Origin of the sequence: Pseudomonas alvandae, assembly GCF_019141525.1 — a bacterium.
Lineage (GTDB): Bacteria > Pseudomonadota > Gammaproteobacteria > Pseudomonadales > Pseudomonadaceae > Aquipseudomonas > Aquipseudomonas alvandae.
Genome location: NZ_CP077080.1, coordinates 1,972,932 through 1,989,447, shown reverse-complemented (window position 1 = coordinate 1,989,447; position 16,516 = coordinate 1,972,932). Strand labels below are relative to the sequence as shown.

16 protein-coding genes, 4 tRNA genes and 1 pseudogene are annotated in these 16,516 nt (G+C 61.1%); 3 read left to right on the top strand and 18 right to left on the bottom strand.

Features of this window, described 5'->3' with window-relative positions:
* Nucleotide 1: 1 nt before the first annotated feature.
* From KSS97_RS08860 to KSS97_RS08820, 9 genes are all read right to left on the bottom strand, one after another.
* The gene (locus KSS97_RS08860) at nucleotides 2-1,222 is read right to left on the bottom strand and encodes an AAA family ATPase (RefSeq protein WP_198798363.1); all 1,221 of its coding nucleotides are present in this window, start codon (nucleotides 1,220-1,222) and stop codon (nucleotides 2-4) included.
* Nucleotides 1,216-1,710, bottom strand: a complete 495-nt coding sequence (locus KSS97_RS08855; protein ID WP_030138422.1) for a TadE family protein — start codon at nucleotides 1,708-1,710, stop codon at nucleotides 1,216-1,218. The genes KSS97_RS08860 and KSS97_RS08855 overlap by 7 nt, the downstream gene beginning before the upstream one ends.
* Entirely contained in the window at nucleotides 1,710-2,189 is a 480-nt protein-coding gene (locus KSS97_RS08850) for a TadE/TadG family type IV pilus assembly protein (protein ID WP_030138423.1), read from the bottom strand. The genes KSS97_RS08855 and KSS97_RS08850 overlap by 1 nt, the downstream gene beginning before the upstream one ends.
* 8 nt (nucleotides 2,190-2,197) lie before the next feature.
* Nucleotides 2,198-3,535: a Tad domain-containing protein gene (locus KSS97_RS08845; protein ID WP_030138424.1), complete on the bottom strand. Its 1,338-nt coding sequence runs from the start codon at nucleotides 3,533-3,535 to the stop codon at nucleotides 2,198-2,200.
* A 69-nt stretch (nucleotides 3,536-3,604) separates the two neighbouring features.
* Nucleotides 3,605-4,420: a Flp pilus assembly protein CpaB gene (gene cpaB / locus KSS97_RS08840; protein ID WP_198798364.1), complete on the bottom strand. Its 816-nt coding sequence runs from the start codon at nucleotides 4,418-4,420 to the stop codon at nucleotides 3,605-3,607.
* A gap of 15 nt (nucleotides 4,421-4,435) precedes the next feature.
* Nucleotides 4,436-5,764, bottom strand: a complete 1,329-nt coding sequence (locus tag KSS97_RS08835; RefSeq protein WP_198798365.1) for a DUF8689 domain-containing protein — start codon at nucleotides 5,762-5,764, stop codon at nucleotides 4,436-4,438.
* A gap of 2 nt (nucleotides 5,765-5,766) precedes the next feature.
* Nucleotides 5,767-6,297 carry an A24 family peptidase gene (locus tag KSS97_RS08830; RefSeq protein ID WP_030138369.1) on the bottom strand — a complete coding sequence of 177 codons (531 nt, stop codon included), beginning with the start codon at nucleotides 6,295-6,297 and terminating at the stop codon, nucleotides 5,767-5,769.
* Nucleotides 6,298-6,324: 27 nt separating this feature from the next.
* A complete protein-coding gene (locus KSS97_RS08825) occupies nucleotides 6,325-6,516 on the bottom strand; it encodes a Flp family type IVb pilin (RefSeq protein WP_030138368.1) in 192 nt (63 codons plus the stop codon).
* Nucleotides 6,517-6,648: 132 nt separating this feature from the next.
* On the bottom strand, nucleotides 6,649-6,840 hold the full coding sequence (locus KSS97_RS08820) for a Flp family type IVb pilin (RefSeq protein ID WP_030138367.1): 192 nt from the start codon (nucleotides 6,838-6,840) through the stop codon (nucleotides 6,649-6,651).
* Between the two features lie 301 nt (nucleotides 6,841-7,141).
* Between KSS97_RS08820 and KSS97_RS08815 the strand changes: the two genes are divergently transcribed.
* Nucleotides 7,142-8,002 carry a response regulator transcription factor gene (locus tag KSS97_RS08815; protein ID WP_030138366.1) on the top strand — a complete coding sequence of 287 codons (861 nt, stop codon included), beginning with the start codon at nucleotides 7,142-7,144 and terminating at the stop codon, nucleotides 8,000-8,002.
* A 57-nt stretch (nucleotides 8,003-8,059) separates the two neighbouring features.
* Here KSS97_RS08815 and KSS97_RS08810 read toward each other — a convergent pair.
* The 4 genes from KSS97_RS08810 to KSS97_RS08795 form a co-directional block, all read right to left on the bottom strand.
* Nucleotides 8,060-8,135 (bottom strand) — tRNA-Gly (locus tag KSS97_RS08810).
* A gap of 3 nt (nucleotides 8,136-8,138) precedes the next feature.
* Nucleotides 8,139-8,214 (bottom strand) — tRNA-Glu (locus KSS97_RS08805).
* A gap of 105 nt (nucleotides 8,215-8,319) precedes the next feature.
* Nucleotides 8,320-8,395: transfer RNA gene (locus KSS97_RS08800), tRNA-Gly, on the bottom strand.
* Between the two features lie 2 nt (nucleotides 8,396-8,397).
* A tRNA-Glu gene (locus KSS97_RS08795) sits at nucleotides 8,398-8,473 on the bottom strand.
* A gap of 369 nt (nucleotides 8,474-8,842) precedes the next feature.
* Here KSS97_RS08795 and KSS97_RS08790 point away from each other — a divergent pair.
* Entirely contained in the window at nucleotides 8,843-9,601 is a 759-nt protein-coding gene (locus tag KSS97_RS08790) for a hypothetical protein (protein WP_030138365.1), read from the top strand.
* Between the two features lie 277 nt (nucleotides 9,602-9,878).
* Here KSS97_RS08790 and KSS97_RS28715 read toward each other — a convergent pair whose 3' ends face one another.
* The 4 genes and pseudogenes from KSS97_RS28715 to KSS97_RS08775 form a co-directional block, all read right to left on the bottom strand.
* Nucleotides 9,879-10,742, bottom strand: a complete 864-nt coding sequence (locus KSS97_RS28715; RefSeq protein WP_407683877.1) for a methyl-accepting chemotaxis protein — start codon at nucleotides 10,740-10,742, stop codon at nucleotides 9,879-9,881.
* Nucleotides 10,740-10,934, bottom strand: a pseudogene (locus tag KSS97_RS28710) (HAMP domain-containing protein); the annotation flags it as partial. The gene KSS97_RS28715 and the pseudogene KSS97_RS28710, both read right to left, overlap by 3 nt.
* A gap of 1,022 nt (nucleotides 10,935-11,956) precedes the next feature.
* A complete protein-coding gene (locus KSS97_RS08780; protein WP_030138362.1) occupies nucleotides 11,957-13,351 on the bottom strand; it encodes an aminotransferase-like domain-containing protein in 1,395 nt (464 codons plus the stop codon).
* Nucleotides 13,352-13,558: 207 nt separating this feature from the next.
* Nucleotides 13,559-14,320 (bottom strand): SDR family oxidoreductase, encoded by a 762-nt coding sequence (locus tag KSS97_RS08775; protein ID WP_217861469.1) that lies wholly within the window; start codon nucleotides 14,318-14,320, stop codon nucleotides 13,559-13,561.
* A 224-nt stretch (nucleotides 14,321-14,544) separates the two neighbouring features.
* On the opposite strand from KSS97_RS08775, the gene KSS97_RS08770 reads away from it, so the two are divergent.
* Nucleotides 14,545-15,549 (top strand): NADP-dependent oxidoreductase, encoded by a 1,005-nt coding sequence (locus KSS97_RS08770; RefSeq protein WP_198798370.1) that lies wholly within the window; start codon nucleotides 14,545-14,547, stop codon nucleotides 15,547-15,549.
* Nucleotides 15,550-15,702: 153 nt separating this feature from the next.
* Here the strand turns inward: KSS97_RS08770 and pyrF are convergent, their stop codons facing one another.
* A complete protein-coding gene (gene pyrF / locus KSS97_RS08765; protein ID WP_160893102.1) occupies nucleotides 15,703-16,401 on the bottom strand; it encodes an orotidine-5'-phosphate decarboxylase in 699 nt (232 codons plus the stop codon).
* Nucleotides 16,402-16,516 lie beyond the last annotated feature (115 nt).

Here is a 16,516-nt window from a genome sequence, read left to right as displayed (position 1 = left end):
GTCATCCCCCGAAGAAACGGTTGAAGGCGCGTTTGAGCAGGCCTTTGCCTGCCGCCATCTGGTGACCGACCAGGTCTTCGGTCAAATCGCGCAACGCGGCGGTGATGGCCGCCTTTGGCGCATGCAGTCCCAACGGCACACCAGTGTTCTGACTCTGGCTGACCAGGTTGAAGTCATTGGGCAATTTCGAAATATTCGGGCAGCGCAGGGCCTCGCCGATGTCCTTGAGGCTGACCGCGGCGGACTTGTCGTAGCGGTTGACCACGATCTGCAACTGATCGCCGCGTACGCCGAGGTCTTCTCGAAGAATCCGCACCAGCGCGCTGGCATCACGCAGGTGACTGACGCTCTGTTGCACCACCACGTAGACCCGGTCCACCTGTTCAAGGACGGAGCCGGTGAGGTGATCGATCTGCCGGGGCAAGTCCACCACCACCCAGTCATAGCTGGTGCGGGCCAGTTGCAAGAGTGCGTCGAGCTGTTCCGGCTGGGCATCCTGGGGCAGGCACAATTCTCCGGCGCGGCCACCCAACACGTGCAAGCTCGGACTGAAGTGGCTGCAAAAGCCTCGCAATGCCACGCTGTCCATGTCCTCGACTTGTTGCAGCACTTCGAGGTGGCTGTGGGATTGGGCGACGTCCAGGTAATGGGTCACGCTGCCGAACTGCAGGTCCATGTCCAGTAACAAGGTATTGCCTGAACGGGCGCTGAGTTGCTGGGCCAGGTTGCACGCCACCAGCGTGCCGCCGGAGCCGCCCTTGGCGCTGATCACTGCGATCAACTTGCCTTCGTTCCCATTGCCGAGGCGTACTTCCGCCACCAGGCGATTCAGGGCCGCCACCAGTTCGGTATCAGCGAAAGGTTCGGGCAACACGTCTCGCGCACCGGCCTGCATCGCCAGGCGCATGCCTTCCTGCTCGCCCAACAGACCGCACACCAACATCGCCGGACGCTCGTGGGCCGGCCGTTGCAGTAACGCCGAGAGTTCCTCGCGCCACAAATGGCTGACCCGCAACAGCAGCAGATCGGGCATCCGGTCGAGGCCGTAGAGCGGATCGACATGGCCGTTGCTGACCAGGCGCGTGCTCACTTCAAGGCCGGGCATGCGCTGGCAGACGCATTGCAGATCGCGCAACGACGCGGCATCGCGGCTGCTGATCAATATGCGCAGCCCGACCTTGCCGGTGGCGCTTGTGAGCGGAGTTTCCCGGGTGTTCAGCATGGTGTGATCTCCCCTGAATCGGAATGACGCCCTAGGCTTTCGCGTGGCAAGGTTGCCCTGAAGGTGGGCAAGGTAATGGGCACGCCCAGTCCGGGAATGAACAGGTTGAAAACGAAATTCTGCAGGCTCAGCTGGACATAGCGGATGGCTCTGAAGCCCGTGCTGCCGGAGGTGTCGCCGGGGTTTGCCACCACGGCTCCGTCGACGTCCAGGTACGTCAGCACCAGGTTCGAGGTGGCCAGGCTGCTGATCAGTTGGCTGGTGCCTGAATCCGTCGCGGCGTTGAAAATCGCCCGGCGCAGGATCACCGGATCGCTGATGTTGCACACCGCCGCCAGGCGCGCACCACGCCGCGCGGCTTCATCGAGGGCGTTGACGGTGAAATACAACCGGCCCATTTCCAGCACACCGAACAGCAGGGTGAACACCAGCAGGCCGACGAAGGCGAACTCGACGATATAGGTGCCGTGCATCTGCTTGCGATTCATCACAGCGCCCTCATGACGGTGGTCGCCACCAGCGGAATGCCCAGCGCAATGGCGCTGCCGAAGAAGCCGGGGATCGATCCGCTGCAACTGCCCGCGCCAATCACCGGGCAGAAGGTGTAGGTGATGGTGACGCGCACATGGCTGGTGCCTTCGGCGACAACCTGCACGTTCGCCGTGGTCAGGCCCGACACCACGGCAGTCCCGGAAGCGCTGGGCACGCCATACACCGCGACGTTTTTCGTCTGGGTCTGCAGCGTGCTGCTCAGGGAAACCGCGCCAAGGGTGGAATTCCAGGCCTGGCTGGCGACGAAGCGGTCGGCATCGCGGCTGGCCTGCAACAGCACGTTGTATTGGTACAGCATGCGGCCGAACTCGCCGAAGGCGAGCAACAGCAGCAGCAACACCGGCAGCACCAGGGTGAACTCCACCAGCGCGACGCCTTGCTGGGCCCGGGGTGATTTGAACGGGGCAAGTTTCATGACGCCTCCTACGAGTCTGTGCTCGGCGTGCCGCTGCCATTGATATAGGTTTTATAGAGCTGGATGATCTGCGGTCCGGCGTCGCTGCTGGGTGTCGGGCCAGGCACATTGTCGCCTTCGCATTCGTGGACGAACTGGCCGAAGATCTGCGCCTGGGTGCCGCCGCTGTTCATGGGCTGCACGACGAAATAGCAGCCGAAACCCAACACGGGAATGGTGCTTGAGCCGCCCTGTTTACCGGTGCAATTGCCCACCACAATCTTCAGCATCCGGCGCTCGAAGACGCCGTTGCTTTGGCAGCCACTGCCGCTCCCGCCCACGCAGGCGGCGACTTGGGTGCGCCAATCGTTGTAGTCCGCTATCGCCTCACCGCCTGCCGAGAGGTCGCCACTGCTCGACGTGACAGGCTGGCCTTTGTATTGCGCCTGGCCGAGCGTGCCGTTGTAGGTCATCGCTGGCGAGCTCGAAGAGGTGACCAGGTCCGGTGGATAGTTGGAAGCACTGACCGGGCCGTTGTAGATGCCGAAGCGCGTGTTCAAGCCTTGGGACGCCGGACCGACCGTATTGCCGGGGGAAGTCTGGACGTTGTCCCCGACGGCACGACAGACCGAACCGCCCCCTGCAAGGTCCTCACGCACCGAACTGCCGCCGGAACCGAAATCGAGCAGCTGGAAATTGCCCGGCCCGATCGGTGAGCTGTTTCCCGCTGCGGTCTTCAGCACCACCAGGTCGCCGAAGTGATAGCTCCAGAAATTCCCGGCGGACGGGTCATATTGGCCGGGATCGCCACAGACCATCAGCGGCGCGACGTCACAAGGCGATGTGGGGCTAGGGCCGGCGGTGGCGATGGCCGCCACGGCTTTGTTGCCCAGGCTGCCGCTGCCCATCGATTGGACGAAGCTCCAGAAAAAACCGTTGAGTTGATAGTTGGCGACCGACACCCGCACGTACTTGGCGTCGCTGGGGCCGGGGTAAGAGAACGGGCCGTAGACGCTGCTGGACAATTCAACCGCGGCAAACGTGCCCGGATTGCCAGCGACGGCGGTGGCCAGTTCGGTGTTGCCCACGGCGCTGGCATTTCTGCTCAGCGTGTCGAGGGCCGCCGTGCGGGTCGTGCTGGCCATGTTCATGCTGCCTTTGACCTGGCTCAGGGTCTTGGCGCCCCCCAAGGCGGCGGCATCCACCGCGTTTTGCAGGCGGGTCTTGTTCAGCAGCATATGCCCGCCGTCCAGGGCCAACGCCGCCGTCATGGCGATGGCCGCCATGGCGATCACCATCAGTACACTCACCGCCCCTCCCTGGCGTCGTGGCAGCGTCAACGGCTGCCGGATCTTGGCATTCATCATCGAGCCCTCATCTACAACGTTGAGGATCGGTATCGCCCTGCCCTATGGGGCCCGGCACGGGAAAGTCACCTAGCGGACATTGATCACGCTGCTTTCAACGCCACGGATCAACGTGATCGCGCCGCCCTGGGGCTTGGCACTGCGCTGCACTACGGGTCTTGGCACCGGCGCGGCGGCCACCGCCATGACCGGCGCAGGGGCTGGCGGCGCGACGGCCACGGCTTTTTTCTCCAGGTTCAGGGGGTTGCGAAGGGCCAGTTGCAGCTTGCCCTCGGTCTGCGCGGTGACCAGCAGTTCCGCCTCGCTGGCGGACATCTCCAGTGTCACGGCCCGCACCACCACCGGTTGCGTCTTGTCCGTGCCCGCGGTCTGGTCCACCGCCAGCACCCGCAGATTTTCGAGGAGGGTCCGGGATGTCGCGTTGTTGCTGCCGGCGTTAGTGGTCTTGGTCGCCAGGACATCGACCCGGTTGCCCGGCAACAGGAATCCGCCGACGCCGACCACATCATCCACGCGCACCGATATCGCCCGTTTGTCCGGTGCGATCAGCGAGGCCAGGGTGCTGCCGCCCAGATGCTCGCTCAGACGGGCACCGCGTACGATGTCGCCACGCAGGATGTCGAACGTGGCAATCTTGCCCACGGCCTTGTCGCTGCTGTCGAAAGCATCGTCCGGAATCGTGTCCATGGGCATGCGCACCGTCGTGACCTGCTGGGCCTCGACCATTTGCCCGAAGGGGATTTCCACCGTCGCGACCACCACGCTTCGCAAGTGATCATCGGGGGTCGCGTTGAGTCGCGCGCTCAGCCAGGAGTCAGCCATCCATGCGGCACCAAGGCCCATTACCAGGGAAACGCCTATCAGCGGAAGCGTACGAGAGCTCATGTCGGTATCTCCAGATCAAAGGAAGTCGAGCTGAACGAAGTAGTTGTGCCAGGCCCATTCCAGCTCTTGCGGCAACAGGGGCCCGGAACCGCCCAGGTAACGCTGGCGGTCGAGCGCCATGTTCAACAGATCGCGAGGATGGCAAGGCACCAATGGCATGCCTTCGCTTGCATACAGCCGCTGCAGCACATAGCGCACCAGCAGCGGGTCATACGGGATGCCCAGGCGTTCGCACTCCTGGCGCCAGATGCGCTCGTATTCGTCGGGCTTGAGATAACCGAACTGGACCTTGTAGCCGATGCGCCGCAGGAAGGCCTCGTCCGCCAGTTCGAGGGGGTTGAGGTTGGTGGAAAACACCAGCACCAGGTCGAACGGCAGCTCGCAATGCCGCCCGCCGCCCAGGTTGATGAAGTCGCGTTTTTCTTCCATCGGCACGATCCAGCGATTGAGCAGCTCGGCCGGGGCCATGCGCTGGCGGCCCATGTCGTCGATGATGAACAGGCCGTTGCTGGCCTTGAGTTGCAGGGCCGCCTGGTATTGCCGGGTAAACGGGTCGTAGCGCACGTCCAGCTGTTCCATGCTCAACTCGCCGCCGGTGATGACGATCGGGCGTTTGCAGCACAACAGTCGACGGTCGATGCCTTCGTTGAGCATCAGGTTGTTGGTTTGGCTGCTGTCATCCAGGCGTTGATGCACCTGCGGGTCGTAGATCTCGATCACCGACTCGTTGATGACGATGGCATGGGGCACCCAGATGGCCTCGGCGAACAACCGGATCAACCGGCTGCTGACGTAGGTTTTTCCGGTGCCCGCCGGGCCGTAGATCATGATCGCCCGGCCGGAGTTGAGGGCGACGCCGAGTTGATCGAGCATGCCTTGGCTGAGCACCATGCCGGCCAGGGCCTGGTTCATGTCCTTGGCGGTGATGCGACCATGGTGGATGGTCTGGATCTTGATCAGCGAGCGGTAGGTGCTGACCGGAAACGGCGCGGCGCCGATGTAGCCGCTGCGAGCCAAGGCGTCGCGGGCAGAACTGCGGCCGCGTTCCGTGAGGCCATAGCGCAGCGTTTGTCCACCGGACTGGCCCATCTGGCCAAGGACTTCGACTCGCCCGTCCTTGCGCAGGAACGCCAGCACTTCTTCGAGCACCGCGCCGGTCAGGGCCAGGCGTTCCACCAGCCGCGTCATGTCCAGCACGCCGGCGTCATGCAGGTGTTTGCACACCAGTTCGCCGAGGAAGCTGTCAGTCAGGCCGGTGTCGCGAATCGAGCTCGGTTGAGGCGCCAGGCGTTGCACGGCTTCCCGTTCGCTGGGGTAGGCATCGCTATCGTTGATGACGTGCATGACTAGACTCCCCAGCCACCGGCAACCAACTGCCAGTAAACGCTGTTCAAAGTGCCGATCAGGATCGCAATCGAATAAGGAAAGGGTTTGCCGGCCACTTCATCCGACGCCGGCGCCAGATAAGCCTGGGCGCGGACGCTCAACCAGTAGCGCTGCAAGGTCTGGAGCAACTGGCCGCGGGCCAGGACAATCAGGAAACCGCACACGCCGCCAGCAATCAGGCTGAACAGCGCCGCCCACAGTGCGAAATGAAAGGGCAGGAAGCTGCCGACCATGGTCATCAGCTTGACATCACCAGCGGCCATGCCACCGACGGCGTACATGGGCAGGAACAGCGCAAAACAGATCAGCATGCCCAGAAGGCCGTCGCCCAGCCCGCCGATCCCGCCGGTATACACCTGGCTGGCCAATCCCAGGGCCAGGCCCAACAGGACCAGCGTGTTGGGGATGCGGTGGCGACGCAAATCGCTCACCACCGCCACGCCCAGCAGTCCTAGCAGCAGTACCGTCGACATCAGCAATTCCATGGACATGATGCGTCTCCCTAAGGGTGGTTATGGTTAGCAGGCAGCGCCTTTAACCGCGGCACAAAGGGCAGTGATTCGAGTGTTCACCTCACCGCCCAAGAGAACGAACATCGCGGCAACCGCCACCGTTACCAGTCCACCGGCCACCGCGTATTCCACAATGGTCAGGCCGTCTTCATCATTTAAGAACTTGGCTATCGAAGTTCTGACTGTTTGAAGTTTCATCTTATTTACCTCACTTCAGCGGTAATAAAACGACTTGCGGAAAACAACGCGAAGCCCACTAAGCAGGTACTGCACAGCTTTATCGAATAAAGCTGAAACCGGCGCCTCGATGGGCCTCACCCCTAGCGGTTGTCAGCAGGCAGCGCCCTTGACGGCGGCGCACAGTGCGGTAATCCGGGTGTTCACGGCGCCGCCCAGCAAAACGAACATCGCGGCCACGGCCACGGTGATCAACCCACCGGCAACGGCGTATTCCACAATGGTCAGGCCGTCTTCATCTTTGGCGAACTTCAGTACCGAAGCCTTGATAGTTTGAAGAGTCATTTCGCACACCTCATCGGGGTTGTTTTCAAAGAGGCAGTACATTGCGAACTGCCTGATGCAACCCTAGTCAGGAGGCCGGTATTGTCGTTAGGAGGATTTTGCACATCGCTAGGATTTTTTTGCGCCAGCCGCGAAATTGTCCAGGCTGACAATTCCCCCGTGTTTTTGGATCGCAGGTACGGCGCCTTCAGAGACCCTGCACTAAAGGATGAACGGCTTATGAAAATTAATTCGGCAAACTGATAGCACATTGGCAATACTGCTAGCTAACGGGCAGGAAGAACCACCGAGTAGTCGTCCTATGGCGTCGAATCTGACTGGCAAGCCAAAGCTGTTATGGTTTGATCTGACTCATGATCATTCCACCCAGGAACTCATCAGCCAGTTCGAGCAAGCGTGCGACTGCGCCGTGGCGAAAAATGCCTTGCTGCTCAGTGGCGTGCAGGCCGACATGATCTGCATCCATTTCGATCGCCCGGACACCCAGGGCTTGAGGAGGCTGCTGGACATCAAGCGCACCGTCCCGGCCATCCCCATCACCATGTTCACCGTGCAGCACTCCGAGGAACTGGCCGTCTGGGCCATGCGTTCGAGCGTCTGGGAATACATGGTGCTCCCCCTTGCAACCACCGAGCGCAAGCGTTACCTGACCGCAGTGACGCAGTTGTGCGAGTTGCGCCGCCAGGCCGGCAGCCGTGGCTCGACCTCGCAGATCGATCACTCCCCGACCCTGCCGGACAGCATCCGACTGACCTCCGGGCATCAGAAACACCAGGCCCTCAGCCACATCATGCTGTACATCGACCAGCATTTTCGCGACAGCATCGACCAGCGCGACCTCGCCAAGCGCTGCGGCATGACCACGTTTCGCTTCAGCCGGGTGTTCAAGGAGGCCAACGGGCTGGGCTTTACCGATTACGTATTGAACAAGCGCATGAGCTTTGCCAAGGACTTGCTCGATAACAGCCAGATGCCTATCACCAGCATCGGCTACGAGGCCGGCTTCAAGGATCCGTCGTATTTCGCCCGCGCCTTCAAGCAGTACGCCAACTGTACGCCCAGCGAGTACCGGCTTGCGTACCAGGTGCGCTGCTCGAGCCTTGCTCCGCCGCCTGCCGATGAGGAGGCGCTGGAAAGCCTGGTGCACAGTCTGGAGGGCTAAAGCATTTTTAACGCGCATAAAAAAAAGCCGCTCGAATGAGCGGCGTTTTCTTGAATTTGGAGCGGGAAACGAGACTCGAACTCGCGACCCCGACCTTGGCAAGGTCGTGCTCTACCAACTGAGCTATTCCCGCAAATGGCGTCCCCTAGGGGACTCGAACCCCTGTTACCGCCGTGAAAGGGCGGTGTCCTAGGCCACTAGACGAAGGGGACACACTAACTGAAACACATGGTGTGTATTCCAGTGCCCAAATCCGCATCCGAAGATGTCGGCTCTGGCTTCACTCAGCCCTGCCCGAAAGCAACGCTGTTTAAAATTGGAGCGGGAAACGAGACTCGAACTCGCGACCCCGACCTTGGCAAGGTCGTGCTCTACCAACTGAGCTATTCCCGCATTGGCGTCCCCTAGGGGACTCGAACCCCTGTTACCGCCGTGAAAGGGCGGTGTCCTAGGCCACTAGACGAAGGGGACACACGTACAACATTCACTGCTTATCGCGTTTGGCTGAGTGCTTTACGCTGTAAGTGGCGCGCATTCTATGGATGGATTGGTGGGTCGTCAACCCCCAGATATAAATTTATTTAAATCAATGACTTCGCCCGATTTGGGGGGATCTGCGGATTTTACCCGTCCGGTCCTTGGCGTCTATATTCTGTCGCCCGCCAAGACGTTATAGTCTCGGCGGGCAAATAGTGGCAATGTGCATCCATGGTGTTGCACGCCCATAAACAGCATGACGCCCGTCTAATCGCACGGCGTGGAACTATGCGCATAAAAGCCAAGCCACTACACTCATGACATGCGTACCCCAATAAAGAGGTCTTACCGGTGACACCACTCATGATCACCCTGCTCGTCGTAGCCGGGATCGCACTGTTGATCGCCATTGGCTACATGAACCATGTGGTGGAAAACAACAAGCTGGAAAAGGCCCGCACCAAGGTTGAACTCAACGACCGCCTGCGTCGTTGTGGCGAGCTCACCGAAACCTTCCCTGGCCAGTTGATGACCCCGGCCCTGAAGTTGCTGATGACACGCCTTGAGCTCAACGTCTGCCAGCGCTTGCTCAATCTCGACAAGTCCAACGCCGCGGTCAAGGCACGCCTGGACGAACTGTCTGCGCTGGCCGCCCAGGGTGAGTCGATTCCGGTCAACAACCCGCCGGCACCGATCCAGACCGAAGCCAAGGCCAAGGATGTGCGGTTCCTGCTCGAGGCCTTGCACGGCCAGATCACCCGCGCCGCCCAGGACGGGTTCCTGCCGCCTAACGAGGCCAAGCGCTGGATTCGCGAAGTGCGGCATCTCCTGGTGTTGCTGCACATCGAGTTTTTCAACAACCTCGGCCAGCAGGCCTTGCAGCAGGAACAGCCTGGGCAGGCTCGCCTGGCGTTCGAGCGTGGCGTGCAATATTTGCGCAAGCAGCAGGAGCCGCAGGTCTATGCCGAGCAGTTGGCCTATCTCGAGAAGCTTCTGGCTCGGGCCAATGCCCAGGTCCTGGCCAGCACTCAGCCTGTGGAGGGTGAGGTGAACCAGTTGACTGAAGGGTTGAAGGAAGACGAAGCGAACGATGAGTGGAAGAAGAAGAAGGTTTACGACTGAGTTGGGTTTGGGCGCATAGCCGTTTCTTCGGTAACGGCAACTGGCGGTTCCGCTCTTACAGCGGCTCACTTTTGAAGAGCTTCCGGGCCGACCTGGTTCCGGTGGCGCATCGCGCATCTCCTGTGGGAGCGAGCCTGCTCGCGAAGGCGCTATAGCAGTCGATGAAGAGGCTGGGTGTACTGGCCTCTTCGCGAGCAGGCTCGCTCCCACATGGATCTCTGAACACTCTTCCTCCAATGTGGGCGAGCTTGCTCGCGATAGCGGCAGCAGCCCCCATTCACAACCTGAAATGCCCCACCATTCCTTTCAACTCAACGCCCAACTGCGCCAATTCAATGCTGGACGCGGCGTTGCCTTGCATGGCCACGGACGATTGATCGGCGCTGGCGCGGATGCTGGTGACGCTGCGGTTGATTTCTTCAGCCACTGAGCTCTGTTGTTCGGCGGCCGCTGCGATTTGCTGGTTCATCTGTTGGATCAACGACACGGCCGCCGCGATGCTGCCCAGTGCGCTTTCGGTCTGCAGCGCATCGCTGACGGCCATTTTCACCAGTTCGCCACTGGCCTGGATTTGCTGTACGGAGGTCTGGGCCGCTGAACGCAGCGCGCTCACCAGTCGCTCGATTTCTTCGGTGGACTGTTGCGTGCGTCTCGCCAAGGCGCGGACTTCATCGGCCACTACTGCAAATCCCCTGCCCTGCTCACCTGCCCGAGCCGCCTCGATCGCGGCATTGAGGGCTAGCAGGTTGGTTTGCTCGGCCACGCTCTTGATCACGCTCAAGACCGTGCCGATGTTCTGTATTTCGGCGCTCAGGCTTTCGATGCTGGTGCTGGCCGATGTGGCCGAGTCGGCCAGTTGCTCGATGCGCACCATGCTCTGGCGCACCACTTGTTGACCCGTTTCGACCTTGTCATCGGCTGTCTGGGCCGCTTGCGCCGCCTCTTCGGCATTGCGGGCCACGTCGTGCACCGTAGCGGTCATCTGGTTCATTGCCGTGGCAACCTGCTCGGTTTCCTCTTTCTGGCTGCTGACTTCCAGGTTGGTTTGCTCGGTCACGGACGAGAGTGACTGGGCCGAACTGGCAAGCTGCTCGATGCCAGCCTGCAAACCGCTGACGATGCTGCTCAAGCCCGCCCCCATCTGCTGCATCGCGAGCATCAGTTGCCCAATCTCGTCCCGACGTGTCACGTCGACTTTCGCGCTCAGGTCCCCGGCGGCAATTTGCTGGGCGACGCGGATGACACTGCGCAACGGCGAGACGATCAACCGGGTGATGACCCAGGCTGCAACCAGTCCCACCAGCAGGGCCAGGGCCGACGAGCCGATGATCATCAACGAGTTTTTCTTCAACTCCGCCTGCATGGCGGCGTCTTCGGAGGTGTACGCCTGGTCAACCCGCGCCACGACCTGGTCGGCGCGCTCGTGCAATTGTTGGTAGACGATCTTTTCCTTGGCCAAAAGGCCGGTGTATTCGGCCAGTTGCTGGTTGAATCCACCAATATGCCCGGCCACTTCGTTGAGCACGGTCTGGTAGCCGGGATCCTTGACGGCGCTCTTGAGCGCTTCAGCCAGTTTCATGGCCTGCTCGGCCTGTTCGATATTGCCTTGCCCGGCAGCCTCGTCATTGCCCTTGCGACTCTGGTCCAGGCGAACCCGTGCCTCGTTCATCGACTGCAGCATGAGTCGCGACACTTCGCTGACCTGGTTGGCCTGCTCGATGAATTCAGCCCCCTCCTTGCCCTCGGAGTCCTTCAAGGTATAGGCGCCGTCATCCGCTAGCCCGGCCTGCAACACGTCCAGGTTGTTGGCGACACTGGAAACCGACCAACTGGCCATCTCCAGCGCCAGGTCCTTGCTCTGGCTCAGTTCGACGAATTCATCAAATGCCTTGCGGTAAGCCGCCAGGGCCAGATCAACGTCATTCATCACCGGCACATTGGCCGCCGACTGGCCTTTGAGTTCGTTCGCCAACGCAATCAACCCATCGACGCCTTGACGCAACGCATCGGCTGTCTTGGGGTCGGAACGCGAGGCGTATTCCTGCTCTAGCAGGCGAACCTTGAGCAGCCCGCTGTTGAGGGACGACATCTGCTTCAAGCCATCGAAGCGATAACTGATGGTCTGCAGCGACCAGACGCCTATGGCCGCCACCACTGCGGTGAGCAGCAGCACCAGGACAAACCCGATACCCAGTTTCTTTGCCATACCGAGGTTGGCAAAACGTCCTTGCACGGCCGAAATCATTGCGCCCAGTCCTCTGCCAGTGTGTGTTGATTGCAGATTCGCAACGAGACGCCCCGCAACACAAGATGCTGGCGTCGGAATAATGGCAAAAAGCTACAGCCGCGTCGTTTTCAGGACACTTGAGGTCGATCCAGAGCCGTAGCGCGGAAGAACGCCAGGGCCTTGGGATCCCTGGCGTAGGCCACGTTGATCCTCAGCCAGTCAGTGTCCAGGCCCAGAGGGCTGAATGCGGTGCGCGACGACAGTCGGATGCCGCACCGCTCTGCCAGGCGCTGCAACCCAGCATAGTCACGTAACGGTGGACGTGCCCAGATGAAAAGCCCGCCGGTCGGCTTACCGAAAACGCTCCAGTCGGCATCCTCCAACGCCTGCAGCGTCACCGTCATGTCACTATTCAGACGCTGGCGCTGACGCTGGACCAGTTTGCGGTAGGCACCATTGGCCAGGAGATTGGCCAACACCGATTCACAGAAGCGCGAGGCGCCCATGCTGGTCACTTCCTTGACTTCGCTCAGGCGCGCGATGATGGGCGGTGACGCCACCACGAAACCGACTCGCAGCGAGCTGCTCAGGGTTTTCGAGAAACTGCCCAAATAAATCACTTCGTCGTCCAGCGCCGCCAGCCGGGCTCGTGTTGGACTCTGGAAATCCGCATAGACATCGTCTTCGATGACGAGCAATGCATGCTCTTTCGCCAGCTCCATCAACCGCTGGGCCACGGTCGGAGCCAGGTTGCTGCCGGTTGGGTTATGGCAGGCACTGTTGACGAAAAGAGCACAGGGGCGATGAGTCATCAGCAAACACTGGAGAGCATCGACGTCAGGCCCCCGTGGCGTCCTGGGCAGTTCGACCATGTCAATCCCGTGCAGCCTGAGCAGGTCGAACAGTTTCGAATAACCGGGGCTCTCCACCACGACGCAGCATCCCGGCGGCAATAGTGTCCGCACGATCAAGTCCAGTCCATGGGTCGCCCCCGAGGTGGTCAGTATCCGGTTTTCATCAGCCTCGATATCGAACTGCTTAAGCCGCCTGGACAGTTGCTGACGCAGTGCCGGCAAGCCGAGGGCGGTACTGTAGTTGAACAGACCCGCCATGTCGGTTCGGCTAACCTGCCGTATCGCGTACCCCAGGTCATCGCTTTCTCGCCAACTTTCGGGCAGCCCGCCACAGCCCAGCTTCAGCTCCCGCTGCGAACCTTCTACCGCGTCGGAATCGAAAAGGGCGCCTTGCAGCCCGCCGCTTCCGGCGGACTCGTGCCTGGGTGGAAGAGCGGCGGTGACGAAAAAGCTCGAACCGTTACGAGACGCCAGCAAACCCTGGGCGACCAGGCGCTGACACGCTTCGTGGACACTGGCCTGGCTAAGCAGGTTTTCCCGCGCCAACTGCCGGACCGATGGCAGGCGCGTCCCCGGTTGCACCGTATCCTGTCGAACCCAACTGACCAGCGCATCGACGATTTGCTGCACGACAGGCACAAGGGCCTGCCGGTCGATTCTCAACTCCATGAGTAATCAAGCTCCTAAGCATTGTTTTGAATCCGCAAACAGTTAAGCACAGGCCGATGCCGGACGATGTATGACAACCCTGTAAAAACGCCCCATTCTCATCCCTTGAAATACATTGATGGCTCAAGCAAGGGAACCTTCACAGACGGAAGGAAAAGCCCGCAGTCAATGCGGGCTTCGTCCTACAAAATATCGCAGCCGCTTCCGTCAGAACGCCGTAACGCCGCCGTCCACCGCCAACGAATGCCCGGTGGTAAACGCCGCGCCATCGCTGCACAGATACAGCACCGCGCTGGCGATCTCCTCAACCTTGCCGATACGCCCAACCGGGTGCATTGCGTTGGCGAAATCGGCTTTTTTCGGGTCCGCTTCATAGGCCCGACGGAACATATCGGTGTCGATCACCGCCGGACACACTGCGTTGACGCGGATTTTCTTCTTGGCATATTCAATGGCCGCCGACTTTGTCAGGCCAATCACCGCATGCTTGGACGCTGCGTAGATGCTCATCTTCGGTGCCGCCCCAAGCCCCGCCACCGAGGCCGTGTTGACGATGGCACCGCCGCCCTGGGCCAGTAGCAATGGCAACTGGTACTTCATGCACAGCCAGACCCCTTTGACGTTGACCCCCATGATCGCGTCGAACTCATCAAGGGTGCCGTCCGGCAGCTTGCCCTTCTCTATCTCGATGCCGGCGTTGTTGAAGGCGTAGTCGAGGCGCCCGAAGGTGTTGATCACTTCATTCATCAGGTTTTGCACGTCACCGTCGAGCGTCACGTTGCAGCGCACGAATACGGCGTCGCCACCGACGTCGCGAATAGACTGGACCGTCCCCTCGCCGCCCGCCACGTCCAGGTCGGCAACGACGACCTTGAGCCCCTGCGCCGCGAACGCCTGGGCCGTGGCGCGGCCAATACCCGCCGCGCCGCCCGTCACCACGGCAACTTCCCCGGAAAACGTCATGCTCATTGTCACTGCCTCGAAGAATTACTGACCGCCGCACTATAGCCACCGACCGCAACGGTACGGCAGCACTATCCAGTGGCCGGTTGGCGCTGCATGAACGCCCGTGATAACACCACCCACCACACCATCACTGGCTTGGATCAACCTGCATTCGCTGGATCGGCAAACCTTGCGGTAAGCGCGTCGAAGGTCTATCAACAAGGCTTCATTCATCTTGAGTGCCTGTCATGACCGCCCAGACCAACCGCCAATTCCTGCTCGCCAAACGCCCGGTGGGTGCCGCGACCCGCGAGACGTTCACGTATCAACAAGTCCCGGTTGGCGAACCGGCGGCGGGCCAGATCCTGGTCAAGAACGAGTACCTGTCCCTCGACCCGGCGATGCGCGGCTGGATGAACGAAGGCAAGTCCTACATCCCACCGGTCGGTATCGGCGAAGTGATGCGGGCATTGGGCGTCGGTCAGGTGATTGCGTCGAATAACCCGGGGTTTGCGGTGGGGGACTACGTCAATGGCGCCCTGGGCGTGCAGGATTATTTCCTCGGCGAGCCACGAGGTTTCTACAAGGTCGATCCAAAACTGGCGCCGCTGCCACGTTATTTATCAGCACTGGGCATGACCGGCATGACCGCTTATTTCGCCCTGTTGGATGTCGGCGCGCCCAAGGCTGGCGAAACCGTCGTGCTTTCAGGCGCCGCCGGTGCCGTGGGCAGCATTGCCGGGCAGATTGCCAAGCTCAAGGGCTGCCGCGTGGTCGGCATCGCCGGTGGTGCCGACAAATGCAAGTTCCTGGTCGAGGAGCTGGGCTTCGACGGGGCCATCGACTACAAGCATGAAGACGTCCATGCCGGTCTCAAGCGCGAGTGCCCCAAAGGCGTGGACGTGTATTTCGACAACGTCGGCGGCGATATCCTCGATGCCGTGCTCAGCCGCCTGAATCTCAAGGCCCGCGTGGTGATCTGCGGCGCCATCAGCCAATACAACAACAAGGAAGCGGTGAAGGGCCCGGCCAACTACCTGTCGCTGCTGGTCAACCGCGCGCGCATGGAAGGTTTCGTGGTCATGGACTACGCCTCGCAGTTCGCCGCCGCCGGGCAGGAAATGGCCGGGTGGATGGCAAAGGGGCAGCTCAAGAGCAAGGAAGATATTGTCGAAGGGCTGGAGACGTTCCCCGAGACGCTGACCAAATTATTCAGTGGGGAGAATTTCGGGAAGCTCGTGCTCAAGGTCTGACACACATCACTGTGAGTGCTGATGCCACGGCCTGACATAAAACGACTGTGGGAGCGAGCTTGCTCGCGATGGCGGTTCATCAGTCACGTTTGAATCGACTGAGATACCGCTATCGCGAGCAAGCTCGCTCCCACACGTTTTACAGCGTCTCGGTCAGGCCAGTTCGGCCACGACCGCTGCCAACGCCTTGGCCGGGTCGGCAGCCTGGCTGATCGGACGGCCGATTACCAGGTAATCGGAGCCCGCGTCCAGCGCCTGGCGCGGAGTCAGGATGCGCCGCTGGTCGTCCTGGGCGCTGCCCGCCGGACGAATCCCCGGTGTCACCAGTTGCAGCGATGGGTGCGCCGCTTTCAGGGCACTGGCTTCCAGCGCCGAGCAGACCAAGCCGTCCAGGCCAGCCTTTTGTGCCAGCGCCGCCAGACGCAGCACTTGCTCCTGAGGCTCGATGTCCAGGCCAATCCCCGCCAGATCCTCGCGCTCCATGCTGGTCAGCACGGTCACGCCGATCAGCAGCGGTTTCGGGCCGCTGCGCTGGTCCAGCACTTCACGGCAGGCCGCCATCATGCGCAGGCCGCCGGAACAATGCACGTTGACCATCCACACGCCCATCTCCGCAGCCGCCTTGACGGCCATGGCGGTGGTGTTGGGGATGTCATGGAATTTAAGGTCCAGGAACACTTCGAACCCCTTGTCGCGCAGGGTCCCGACAATTTCCGAAGCGCAACTGGTGAACAGTTCCTTGCCGACTTTGACCCGGCACAGCTTGGGGTCCAACTGGTCGGCCAGCTTCAGGGCGGCGTCACGGGTAGGGAAATCCAGGGCGACGATGATAGGCGTCTGGCAGGCGGACATGAGCGGGCTCTCAGGCAAGTCGAAATCGGCGCGCATTGTAGCGGAACCAGCGCCCTTGCGGGACCCGATGATCGGTAAATCATCAATCGCCCTGCTCCCGTTTGTGTCGCAGCCG